Annotated in this window: 6 protein-coding genes; 2 read left to right on the top strand and 4 right to left on the bottom strand. The window is 36.6% G+C overall.

Annotated features, from left to right (window positions below; translation table 11 throughout):
• The first annotated feature begins 186 nt into the window (after positions 1 to 186).
• Positions 187 to 714, top strand: a complete 528-nt coding sequence (locus vsple_RS03160) for a hypothetical protein (protein ID WP_261882650.1) — start codon at positions 187 to 189, stop codon at positions 712 to 714.
• Positions 715 to 741: 27 nt separating this feature from the next.
• A complete protein-coding gene (locus vsple_RS03155) occupies positions 742 to 2,760 on the top strand; it encodes a DNA phosphorothioation-associated putative methyltransferase (protein WP_261882649.1) in 2,019 nt (672 codons plus the stop codon).
• Here vsple_RS03155 and vsple_RS03150 read toward each other — a convergent pair.
• The 4 genes from vsple_RS03150 to vsple_RS03135 form a co-directional block, all read right to left on the bottom strand.
• A complete protein-coding gene (locus vsple_RS03150; protein WP_261882648.1) occupies positions 2,750 to 3,802 on the bottom strand; it encodes a cysteine desulfurase family protein in 1,053 nt (350 codons plus the stop codon). The genes vsple_RS03155 and vsple_RS03150 overlap by 11 nt on opposite strands.
• Before the next feature lie 252 nt (positions 3,803 to 4,054).
• On the bottom strand, positions 4,055 to 9,343 hold the full coding sequence (locus vsple_RS03145) for an FtsK/SpoIIIE domain-containing protein (RefSeq protein WP_261882647.1): 5,289 nt from the start codon (positions 9,341 to 9,343) through the stop codon (positions 4,055 to 4,057).
• Positions 9,340 to 10,854 (bottom strand): hypothetical protein, encoded by a 1,515-nt coding sequence (locus vsple_RS03140; protein WP_261882646.1) that lies wholly within the window; start codon positions 10,852 to 10,854, stop codon positions 9,340 to 9,342. Before vsple_RS03140 ends, vsple_RS03145 begins: the two co-directional genes overlap by 4 nt.
• Positions 10,847 to 12,658, bottom strand: coding sequence for a hypothetical protein (locus vsple_RS03135; RefSeq protein WP_261882645.1), 1,812 nt, complete (start codon positions 12,656 to 12,658; stop codon positions 10,847 to 10,849). The genes vsple_RS03140 and vsple_RS03135 overlap by 8 nt, the downstream gene beginning before the upstream one ends.
• Positions 12,659 to 13,145 lie beyond the last annotated feature (487 nt).

Here is a 13,145-nt window from a genome sequence, read left to right as displayed (position 1 = left end):
CGCTCCTTTTTGCGCTTTTTTTACTCCTCTCACCATGCACAGCCCAGTGCTCTGAGCGAGATAACCAAGCAAAAAGATGCTAACTAAGGATAAGAAAAACAGCATTATCGGCTTCCCTCTTATTGGTTGCTTTTACGACACCAGTTCGTTAAATATAGGTGATTACACAGCATATAAAGGCATGTTATGTCGTATGAACTGATCAATTGGTACCAAACCAAACATGTCGATTACCTTGGCGAGAACCCAATAAGCCCGCAATCTGAACGCCAGCTACAACACCTACAAAGCGAGATAATTAGGCCACTTCAGACCCAGCTCGGCGAAGTACATATTACCTACGGCTACACCAGTCACTCTTTGCTTCGTTGGATATTGAAGAACAGCCCAGGTGACATGGCTCCAGACATTGACCAACACGCTTCCATGGAACTCAACAGCAAAGGCAAGCGTATCTGCAAACGCGATGGCGCAGCCTGCGATTTCTATGTTAAAGGTTATGAAAATAGAATGGATGAAGTCGCGAAATACATTTGCACTCATCTAGCGTTCGACCGCCTGTACTTTTATGGAAGTAGCAAACCGATTCACATCAGCATTGGCCCTGAAAACAGCCGGTATGCACTGATTCGGCAAGCACGAAGTGATGGGCTTCGCGTAAATACGAAAAGTGCAAAAGGCAGCGCCACACATACCTTATTCGATGGCTTATAATCGAAAAAACATCTAAGAGGACAAGGAATGAACGAAGAACTGTTTGCCGAGTTGGTGGCACAAATCAAAGTGGGGAAACAATTGCCGGATGCCGTTTACCTTCACAGAGACGCCTTTAATGCCCTTCCGAACATTCTCACTCAATTCATTCCTGCCGTGGCAAAAGCCGTTAGCTTAGAAGACGACAACTGGAACCTAGTAAAACTGTTCAAGAAAGAATTCCGCTTATCCCTGCTTAACTACCCTGACTTTTACTCCGATTCCTACCCTGCTTTAAAACAGAGTTTGAATGTCGACCTCTCTAAACTCAGTCATAAAATCATGAGCTACGAAGGCTCCGATAACCCTCCGATTTTGCACCGCAAAGAGACCATGATTCTGCCCGACAGTGAATACTTCGAGCACTTCACCTCTTTAACACAAGAAGGTGAAAATGCAGGGCTGTACGAGAACAGTCGCTTGATCGGATTTAAGCGCTCATGGGAGAACTTGATTGCACGCCATGGCTACGAGCTTGTCGATGGCCGCCTGTTTCGTAGCTCTGCAATCTCGCAAGTAGAAGATGCAGGCATAGACAGACACAAAACTGCATTAGTGCGACATGAGTTATCTGCACCGATGAAAACATTGGTAAAGCATGGTTACTTGGAAGGCTCCTACTCTATTTTCGACTACGGTTGCGGCCGAGGCGACGACTTAAGAGAGCTTGAAGCGCATGGTTTAGATGTGCTTGGTTGGGACCCGACCTTTCAACCGGATAACGACAAGGTTAATTCCAGCATCGTTAACTTAGGCTTTGTACTCAACGTTATTGAAGATCAAGATGAACGGTTGGAGGCTTTACTAGGTGCTTGGGAGTTAGCCGACAAATTCCTGGTGGTGTCTGTGATGCTGGCAAACGAGAACTACATTGCGCAGTTCAAATCCTATAAAGATGGGGTAATAACCTCTCGTAACACCTTTCAAAAGTACTATGCGCAATCTGAAATAAGAGCATACATAGAAAGAAGCCTTCAGGAAGACGCCATTACTGTCGCACCCGGTATTTTCTATATATTCAAAGACAAGCTCGAAGAACAGCAATACCTACAGAGTAAATACAAACGACACCACAAGTGGCAACAACTGACTTCACCAGAACCTATCGAGGCAAAAGATAAAGCCAAGCTGCTTATCACTCAGCATCAAGATTTGTTCAACAGTTTTTGGAACACCTGTTTAGAACTAGGCCGTATTCCTGCCAACGACGAATTTGAACACTCCGACAAAATCCGAGAGCTCATCGGCTCACACAAAAAAGTGTTCAACTTGCTGCAAGAGATGTTCGATACTCAAGAGTTTGAGCAAGCAGAAAAGAGTAGAAAAGAAGACCTGCTGCTGTACTTTGCGATGGGTCTGTTTGAGAAAAGAAAGCCGTACACGCAGCTGCCAGAGCCACTAAAGCGCGATATCAAAGCGCTGTTTGATGACTATAAAACTGCCATTAACCTGGCCGCTGAGCTGCTGTTCGCGATTGCCGACACCGACTTAATCCAGCAACAGTGTGAAAAAGCCCATACCCAGTTACCAGCCAGCCTTCTCAACGAAGGACATTCGTTGATTCTACACCGAGATTTTATTGATGATTTACCATTACTGCTGCGAGTCTACGTAGGCGCGGGGCTACAAATGTATGGTGAGCTAGATGAAGAGATAGACCTTATCAAAATTCATATCACATCAGGTAAGCTGACTCTCACCGCCTATGACGACTTTGAAAAGTCAGTTCCTTTCTTAGTCGAGCGCATAAAAATCAAGATGGCCGAGCAAGACATCGATTTCTTCGATTATGTAAACGAAGAGCGCAGGCCACCACTACTGAATAAGCACCTTCTTCTTACTAATGAGCATACGGATTTCACCAAGCAGCATAGCTTCGATAAACGGCTCGCTAAATTATTAGACGTTGCATGGGATCAAGACGTGATTCTGCATAGAGCAGAACTAGAAGAAAGCCTTATTAAGCATAATAAGAAAATAAAAGGCTTTCGTTTCGTTAACTATTAATATAATAAGGAGGTAAGCTGATACGATAAGTCCGCCTTGCCTCTTCTTCAGATAACCCGATAGCGGATAAAACGTGTGAAGGGACATTAGATATCGCATTACAGGCTGAACCTTGTGAAATAGACCAATTATGCGTTTTTGTAAAACGTTTCACTTCATTATCATCAGAAAAAGTTACATTCCATGTAGTAGGGACGGCTCTATCCCCACCATTACGAGTGAACTGATAAGATTGAATTAAATTTTCGAATTCAAGCTGTTGCACACTAGGCCTAATAGGAAACGAACCTACTGCTTCCCCTAAACCAACAATTAATGGTGTCGGTGAAGTACCTCCACGAATACCGAGCTCTTGTCCACCACCATGGATCAATGGTACGAGATCAGAGTAGCGGGCATCACGGACATATAAAACACCAACCCCTTTAGGGCCATATATTTTATGACCTGATAATGACAGCATCTCAATATTCATATCATCAACGTCGATATCGAGTTTACAGAAGCTTTGAGCCGCATCGGTATGAAATGGGATTCCATGTTCAAAGGCGAGCTCACCAATTTCTTCAATCGGCTGGACTGTCCCAAGTTCATTGTTTACATGATGGATAGAGATCAGCAATGTATTAGGTTTTAGTGATTTTTCGACGGCACTAATGTCAATCAATCCGTGCTCATTTGGCTCAATATAGCTAACTTCAAAACCTATCGCCTCAAGAAAGGCACAAGTACTCAGGACACATTTATGTTCGATAGACGAGGTAATGATGTGGCCTTTCGACTCCAAATGTTGAAACGCTATTCCTTTGATTGCCAAATTATTTGACTCACTAGCGCCGCTGGTGAAGATGATTTCACTAGGCATGGCTCCAATTTTATCAGCAATGATTTCCCTTGCCTCTTGTATCGCTTTACTCGCACTCTCACCATCGATATGTGCTGATGAAGGATTTGCAAAGTTTTCGTCTTGCCATGGCTGCATTGCTACTTTCACGGCGTTTGATACTGGGGTTGAAGCTGCATAATCGAAGTAGTTATTCATTGTTTACTAATTTAATACGTTGACTACAGTATTGTCTATTAATCACTAAGTACTCTTTGTAGTACATTTCAATAGAAACATAAAGGTTTATTAAGTCCCGAATTCACGTTAGAACGGCACTAACCCCGTTCCTAAAGATAATCTCGCATAGGTTGTTTCCTCTTTACTTTTCGTTGAGCAAAGAAGTTACATATACCGTTGTTACAGTCAAACCTATGCGAATTACCCCAGCATTGCTGAAAGTTGAATTGTTTATGACCAATATTCGACTACTTTTTCAACCAGCCCATCAAATACCTGCGTATCAGTGAAACCAACTTGAATCGAGTATGTTTCTCCCTCAGTCTTAACAATTCCATGTCCGTATCCCAACAGACTTTCTGCCCCAGATTCCCCTAGAATGATTTCAGAGTTCTGATCTCTATCAACCTTTAAGGCAATTTTGGTGTCTAAATTTGCCCGTAAGAGTGGGAAGACCACATCAGCACTAGGCCGTTGTGTTGCCAAAACCAAATGTATTCCAGCAGCACGGCCTTTTGAAGAAAGTCGAACAATAATATCTTTAGCTTCCGCCTTAAACGCGTTATCTAATATCCAATCTGCAAGCTCATCAAAAAAGACCACTTCTCTAGACATTCGCTCACTAGGGTACTTACGATTGTATGCCTCAAAGTCTTTAACATTCAAAGTCATGAGATGCGTATAACGCTCATTCATCAAACTCTCGAGCTCTTTTAATCTTTCAACAGCTTCCTCTTTATTTAGCACAACTGGATGAGCTAAATGAGGCGCTTTAGAGTATGCCGCAAACTCAACTTGCTTAGGGTCAAACAACCTTAATTTCAAATTATCTGGAGAATTGGTCATCAATAAGTCGATTATCATATTATTCATCAAAATAGATTTACCAGATTTCGTTTGACCACCAATTAAGGCATGAGGGCTTGCACCATCTAATTTAAAGAAAACGCTACTTTCACTAAATTCATCCTGACCGAGCATGATCTTATTATTGAAATCTTGCTCTATGGTAGCCTTACGTTCTTCTAAACTATTATTTAGTAACTTACCAAAATAGACTGTAGCTCGCTTATCACGATCAAAAACCAGTACCATCACGCCTTTATCGGGATATACACGACGTAGTGACAATCCCACGACCGAGAGAAAGTTATCTTTAAGTTTGAGAACTTTACTAGGGCTTAAATTCACATCACCGTGCAACTTAATTACTATCGAATTTGGAGTTACTAAGCTTTCTGAGAAGTTGGAAGGGAGATTTGCGTGCCCAAAAATCTTACGAATATTGGCTTTTATTGAATTGATATCGATCTCATTTTTTTCGATTTCATCTATATTCGTCTCTAAGTAACCAATACAGTGATTAATTATTTCCAGTGAAGACTTTTCTCCGCTTAGCCTTTTATCACCCTTTTCTAGAGCTTTTGTATATTCTACCGTAGTAGGTTCAGGACTATCAACATTTGAGACATTTTCTTCTACTTCACTTAAAGTAGCTGACGAATTTTCGGGTAATCTTTCACTTTCAGTGGAGCTTGTATCATTATTATCGATAAGTGAATCTGTATTAATCGATTTATTTAACGATAGTTTTGAGAAGTTAAATCTATCAAATAACCTTAATGGACTTTCATCTACTAGCGACTGAAATACTTGCTTTGTGTCTGCTGAACTTAATTTCAGTTGGCATAAATAATCAGTGTCAAAAACAACATCTGAAGACGTACCAACTTGAGCGTTATCGTAATGAAACACCACTGATAACCCTGAAACATTGATATTCACTGCTTTTTTATCTAATGCGATAAGGTCATAGAACTCAAACTTACTAGGATCGAATTTAAAATGTCCAACGATAAACTCGTAGAATTTATTCAGCCAATATTCAAAGTCAATGTCTTCGTATGAGCGCAACATTGATGATATTAGATCAACAGTTGACTTAACTTGTTTGCAAGATTTAACGGACTGTTCTGTTGAGCCGTTTGTTAATTTTGACTCACTGACAATCAAGTTGATTGTAGTAACACCCGATTCATTTTGATATATATAAACCCCCAATAAATCAGAAATATAATTTACGGTTCGGCCAATCGACTTAAATGCATCATCTTCGATAGAAGATTTAAACCAGCTTAAATAATCATCTAAGTGAACCCAAAAGATATCTGAAATTTTTGAGTCTTTGTCATAAATGCTCTCAAGAAGCCAAGCAGCTCCCGCAGTCCCTACAAGGTCATGAGAAAACTTACCGTTACCTACAGATCTTAGCAACGTATCACTGCTGAATGAGTTTGACATAGAGAATATTTTATCAACTAAATCCTCGACTTTTTCAGGGTGAACCAGTTGCCAATCGCGCATATCAGAGTTTAAATTCTTAGTAATATATTGCGTTTCTTTATCTGTAATAATAGCTAAAGAACGTTTGCTACCTTCACCTTGAATATATCTCAAAACTCTTCGGCTATTATCTGAGCTATCTACCGGATCATTTTCACTACATGCATTTAGCGTTTCTTTACTTAATAAATAGTCATAAATAATAAGCCAATTACACTTACTTAATCCTTTCGATATTTCATCTTTCAAGCCTACTTGACTAACTTCTCTACAAAAAGAAGTTGACTCATGTCGGTTATTTACTTTTAAAAATGTAGACAGAAAAAGTTGCCCTTTACTATCATTAACATGGTTATTCATCGAAAACTGTGTTTTTCTAGCAATAGGATCAGAAGGTACTTTTCTTGATGCACAATACTCCCAGCTCAATGCATCAAACTCTCTTTGAATATACTGAGGAGCAACCTCTGCAACTTTATTATGAGCAAATAATGGATCAAAATTATAGATAAGATCTATCTCTCCATCTTCTACCTCATCAATATCATTAACGATCCGAATCGTAATATTAGAGTCAACTCGGTTAGTATCGAAGCTCTCACAAATAGTTTGATAAACGCTATCTAAAGCTTTCCGATTACTACAATTAAACACTAACGATATTGATAATTTCTCTTCGTGATTGTCCGATATTTTTAACAACTCATCATATACTGAAAGTAAATGTTCATAAGAAGTGAGCCCTATACACAATATCTGCAGGTGGTGGCGTTCATTAGGGTATGTTTCTAAAAACTTTATAGCCGTTGCATTAATAACTGATTTTATTTCAGAGTCGTTTATTGCATTTTTTGAAGTACTTAATTTTCCAAACTCGTAGTATCCAGATTTTGAATTTGTTGAGACCAAGTCAGAATAGCTGTTATCATCGAGTTTCTTAAGAAACAAGCTTTTACCATTATTGTCAAAAAGTTCTCTGAAAAGCTTTGCTAAAACACCATCACTTTTATTCGCAATACTTAAAGATTTATTAGCGAACTGTGAGCTAATATTCTTTAACATAAGATTTCTTTGAGATTGCATTAACAGGCTATACGGAGACCACGGAAGGTAAATACAATAATTTGCATTTTCTGTAACGTTAATCGTATGAGCGCTTAACAACTCATATACTAAAGCATTATTTATTTCTTTGCTTGAACTTAAGGAATATATAAGCTCAATTAGGCTTCTTAATTTGACTTCAAGCTCATCATCAACCGAACACAATGGATTAAGGTAAAATAAATCTGCTGTGTTTTTCCAACATTTGAAAAAGTCAGAAAATGACTCCATCACTTGAGTATGACCATCATGGCTAAGGTGATTATGGTTTTTCAAGTCTTCCAATAATTTTTCAAAAACATCTGTTTCTTTATCAGATTTCTTAACAACTGCACCTTTCTTCATGCTTGTGCTTACAGCTAAAAACATATGAATGTTTGTAATTGTTGGAGTGCTTTCTGCTCTCTTTATAAAGAGTGGATCCAATGATAGGTCGTATTTATGAAAAAATCCTTTTCTATCTGAGATTTTTGCAAAATCTAAATATTTAGATGATTCAAATCCATAAGGATTAAAAATCCATTTTAGTTCCCAACTATCAATAAGGTCATCACCGCCTTTCTTACGCCTAATAACTCTAAATGAAAGCTCATTTACAGCTTTGGACTCACCGTTTTTTCGATTTTTTGAGTCGACTGATGAAGCAAAACCTTCATTGAAGACTTTGCCAAATTCAACTTTAAAATTATCTCCGAACTGAGACCAAAAGGACGCTAGATCTTTATATTCATTATTAAAGTAATTGATTGCATACCAGTTCTTCCGCTCTAAACTTCTTCTTGTCCTATCTTTTGCTAGGCTGAGAACTATTTCATCATCACCTAAGTCATTTAGTAAAACAGACTTTGATAAAACCTCTAATAGTCCAGTTATCAAATCATTACATTCAGTAATTTTAGATCCCGTGATTTCTTTCAGCCACGCTTTATCTAGCTTTGAGTTTTCAGAAATGTCCTTGGAATAGCTAAAGTAAAACTTTCTAAGATCGTTAATTTCTGGTTTCTGAGACGGTGAGTTATCTACTAATCCAAGTAATTCAATGTATTCTTCTTCCAAATCAATATCGTTGTCAGCTAAGAATACTTGAGTTTCTGCACCTAATAAAAATTTCGGCTTTGCGCTTTTTACCTGTAATACTGAAGGATATGGAAAAGAGCAATCGTAAAGTTTTTGTAACTCTTGTTTTTGAGCGACAGTTAATTTTCTGTCTTCTTGATAAAACGCTGTAAAATACTTTAAAATATCTATGCAAAACTCATCATAGTCGTTTCCGGATTGCTTAATTGTATCGATATTATTTTTTATTTCAGACAGCTCAACCTCTTTGTCTTTATTAATTGCTCGCCAAAAATTTATATCTTTGAACAACGTTTTAGTTACGATTGACCTAAATATTCGACGATATGAACCGCCCGAGTTTTTAAGAGGTAAGAACTCTTCAAGCCTATTTATACCGCCTAAGTGAACACAACTCTTACCTAGAGCATAATAAAACTTTCCATCTCTAATAGTTTCTTCAATTACCCCATCAATAAAGGCATTAATCTTGTCTATTTCAATAAAAGGTCTGGCATTCCATTTAGAGTTGGTTAACTCAGAGACAAACTTAGAAAGTTCAGCTACATATTCATCAATAAAGAAAGCTTGCTCAGTATGTTGGCGCTTCGCCAATTCGACCCACTTTGTTATTTCGGTTTGCTCAAATACCGTACTTTGATCAATGCCTCGAACTTGCTCCATTGTAGGCTTAATTTCTGCCATCAACATTAAGCAAAAGAAATTCCCTTCTCTATTTCTTTCATGAGCCATTTCCGAAAAACTATGCTTATCAATTTCAACATTTTGATACTGCTCATGTTTTTCAACGACAACGATAAAACCATCATCTGAACCTAAAGGCTTGATTGGAAAATCATGATTAGAATTAATATTATTGATAATTTCTTCAACCAAATTTGCATCAAATTCTTTTAAAACAAAGCGACCAGGTATTCCACTTCCTTTATTTGATTCACACCAATCTCGATATTCTTTTTTAACAATCTCATAAAAATATTTTGCAAGAGATCTCATACCGAATCCTCCCTGTACGGATTAATTACATAACTACAAGCGTCTGATAGGTGCCTTAACATTCCCATTTGATACAACAAAGAAGCAAGTTCTTTAGAGTTTCGATTTAGATCCCTTTGAATTAATTCATTATGCGCAGTAGGAGAGGCATCTATAAAAATGGAATATTTATCCTTTAACACTTTTACAAATTTATTAAATTCAAGCCGCTTATTATTGCCAAGAGTGGTAACGACTAGTGAGTGAAGAAAGTCTTCAGTAAGAACATACCTGTAGCTTCTTGTATTCTTTTTAGACAAAAAACCTATTTCTCTAAAACAAACATTAGGATAATTTGAAATATGGTCTATTAAGTATTTATGAGCACTTTTTATTTCTGATTCTTTGAAGCTTTCTCGCTCACTCTCTTCAACATTCTCAAGCTCAGAAGCGTATAGCTCTATAACTGCATTAACTCTCGAATCTAAACACCTTTTCAACTTATTTCTTTGAGTTGAAATGCTTTGAATTGATGTTTTTCTAATACTGTTAGTTGCCTTGGACAAAACCTCTGAAATATAGGTAGGACGTTTTAATTCTTTAGCATCAGAGCTGTTATGGTAAGTTTCACCAATTGCTAATATATAGTTGCCAGTATGGTAGCCAATGAGGTCAATCATTACCTTTACTTTATCTAATCTTTCTAAATCTAACGACAGCACCTGCTTTAAATCTTTGGCAAGCTCATCAAATAGACTCAGGGAGTTATATGGTAGATAGCCTAGACTCTTACGACTAGTTTCAGATAATTGAATACGTTCTTCTTCTCGCACCAATAACTTAGCGATGGTAGAAAATGAAGTGTTTTGTTTTTCTAACCATGACTCGAAATATTGTTCTAATTCAATTCGAGTATCTTGGTCAGAGCGGCACAACATTAGGTACACTAATTCACCACCTCGACAAAAAAACCTTCGGTCTTCAGTAGACTTTTTGTTATCAAAGTCACACCAGACATAATCTGATGATATTGGATAAATGAACTTTGATGTCCACCTTTTTTTAGATAAAGGATCAAAAGTCAATGAACTTAATATTTTTATCGCAATATAAAAGCTATCAAATGACTCGAAGTTGTTCTTAATATGATCAATATCATCATCAGAAAACCTATATAAATCGCCTTCTATTGCTTTAAGGTATTCAAACTGCCTTTGCCATTTCTTCTCTTCTGATAGCTCTGAGTTGATGATAGTTTCTAATATTTCATTTTGATATATAAGAATTCTAAGCTTAAAAAATTGTCTATGTTTAAAATACAAAGTGTTATTTTCTGGAGAAAAAATGGCATCAATTAGTCCTGCTTCCTTCGCGCGAAGCTGACTTTCAATGATGCATAAAAGCTCAAAAAATAGAATTGATGGGGTTTGATCTTGCCTAAATCTGTGACCCCAAATATTTTCAATAATAGGAATATGTTTTATCGAGTATTGTTTTTTTAACTCAGAAGAATAAGTGTGTAAGCTATCCATGGTTTACCTTTAAAGCTGAAGACCTAAACTCTCCACTGTTAATTTTATAAGTATCTATTCTTTTTCCCGAAGCCCTTGAGTTTTTACTTATTTGGGAAGCTAGTTTAGATCTGAAAATTAATAATTTCTTATAAAGTCTAGGGTTAGTCGTATTTGGTGGAGAGCCTTTAGCAACTTTATGTAAAAAGTCGAATAGCTCGACAGTTAAAGTTAACTTCAGCTTAACATCCCGATCAATATAAAACTCTATAACAGGCTCTATTCGTGATCCTGTTAACTCAAAATCACCTTTAACCTTATTAATAATAATATCTCTATCTCTTACATCATCACCATGGAATATTGATATGGGTGTAATCGAACCTTGATCTTTTTCAGGAACATACAACCGGTCTTTCCCTGTACCTTCAGAGATATATCTGCCGTGAAATACCCTGTTCAATGCCAATACAATAAGGGAAATCACTTCAACATCATCACAGTCATCATTAGCTACGAGATTTTGATAAACGTTACTTTTGAAATAAGTGAAGCTTGAAAATTTTTGAAGCTCATACGATCTTGCGTCATTGTTTTGATAGCAATAAAGTTGCATTCTTGAGCGTCTTACAATAGCTCCCCAAAGTTCAGGATCAATTCCACTTTCTACAGATTTTTTAGAATCAAATAATTCATTAAAATCATCTAAAGGAATTTCAATATCTCTACTTTCTTTACATTTTAGTAAGTTATCCCAATAATTTGTAGATAGTTCACCAAAATTGAGCTTGTTAATTTCTGAATATGGTCTCGCATTATGCATTTTATGAGGACCAAGGTTCATCCCCCAAAAACCTACTTCAATTGATGACTCATAATTGAGTCCGTCACGGTCAGCTAACCTTTTTATTCGATTGCACGTGAAAATTTGGTAGTTATTTTCTTTTTTAGTTACTTTTAAATGTTTCGCTTTAGGCGTAGAAGCTAAAATAGTATTTGTAGCGAGATTTAAAAGCTCTCGAATTGTAAAATGCTCATTATTCAATTGCAGTAGCAAAATAATATTACTTAGATTCTCTTTAATATGAGGCTTTGACCTCAGAAGGCTATATTTTTGATAAATAGGACAATAATTAGACTTCTTTCCTTCACAAGAGTCACATGACTCCCACCCGGAGTGACTCAAAATCTCATCGATAATTAATGAAAAATTATCTTTAGCATTTAATTTAGAAAGATTAACCAGTTTTATGAGTTCTTGCTGAGAACATGAACTAAAACCTAAATTTATCTTATCTTCAATAATTTCTTTTAATTGTCTTGCTTTTTTAATTAGGTCTAAATCATTTTCTGATGAAATAAAGCTGTCAATTTCATCCACCAAAATACCATCATTTACTGCTATCAAAATAGGTTTATTAGTAAAGCCATTACGTAACACATCAATAAGTTCATTGATAATAATTGAAGTATTTTCTGAAGAAAGTTCAGAAAAATCTTTAACTATGGTTTTTTCATTACTTCTAAAGAAGCTCTTACTATTCCAGTCATCTTCATCAAATAACTCTCCTTCAATTTGCTTTACTATGTCCCGGCATAACTTAGTCTTTCCGTCCCCAGCTGTACCAGTGAGAATTATTACTCCGTGACTATCCTTAGATTCAAATTGTTGAGTTATTTGTTTTTGCCATTCAAACTTAATATTCAAAGGTTGCTCTAGCCCTAAGTTTGAAGCAACTTTCCTAACATATTCGTCTTGAATTTGATTTTTACCTTGACAATAACCTTCTAAATACTTTATCCATTTGTTTATTTTCCAGGACATTAACAATTCCTTCCATATATGGTCGAATTTTTCACAAAACGCTTATATCTATTCACTAGTGATATTTTAACTGAGGTTTACAATGAAACAACTAGTGTTCGTCAAGCTATGTATATATTTTAACTAAAACAAAAAAAATAATAATTTTCAAGCAGGTAAAGGTACGATATACCTCACAATTTCACTCTTTACCGATTTTTGGCATTGTTTTCGAAATTATATTCAAGTCGATAGGAAATCCTAAGGGTTGTGTATTAGTCGATACACAGAGTCTCTGACCTGCTAAAAAATATGTCGCAAGTATGCCATTTCTCACGCGATGTTCTACACGTGGAGGAAAAAGTATGCGGAGATGTAATGAACAAGAAGAATTGTTGAACATGATACCGCCACTAATCAGTAGTCATTATGAATGAAGAACCAGTAGTGAACCGCTAAACTCTTAAAATTTCTAGCAGAGTCGCTGCTCTACATATACTCCTTAAAA

This window comes from Vibrio pelagius, assembly GCF_024347575.1.
GTDB lineage: Bacteria > Pseudomonadota > Gammaproteobacteria > Enterobacterales > Vibrionaceae > Vibrio > Vibrio pelagius.
Note: the sequence above shows the minus strand (reverse complement) of the source record. Positions and strands in the feature narration are given on the sequence as shown.

What these genes read in the sequence shown, in the direction of transcription:
- vsple_RS03160 (WP_261882650.1), top strand. Translation starts at nt 187, where the DNA reads ATGTCGTATGAACTGATCAATTGGTACCAAACCAAACATGTCGATTAC.
- vsple_RS03155 (WP_261882649.1), top strand. Translation starts at nt 742, where the DNA reads ATGAACGAAGAACTGTTTGCCGAGTTGGTGGCACAAATCAAAGTGGGG.
- vsple_RS03150 (WP_261882648.1), bottom strand. Translation starts at nt 3,802, where the DNA reads ATGAATAACTACTTCGATTATGCAGCTTCAACCCCAGTATCAAACGCC.
- vsple_RS03145 (WP_261882647.1), bottom strand. Translation starts at nt 9,343, where the DNA reads ATGAGATCTCTTGCAAAATATTTTTATGAGATTGTTAAAAAAGAATAT.
- vsple_RS03140 (WP_261882646.1), bottom strand. Translation starts at nt 10,854, where the DNA reads ATGGATAGCTTACACACTTATTCTTCTGAGTTAAAAAAACAATACTCG.
- vsple_RS03135 (WP_261882645.1), bottom strand. Translation starts at nt 12,658, where the DNA reads ATGTCCTGGAAAATAAACAAATGGATAAAGTATTTAGAAGGTTATTGT.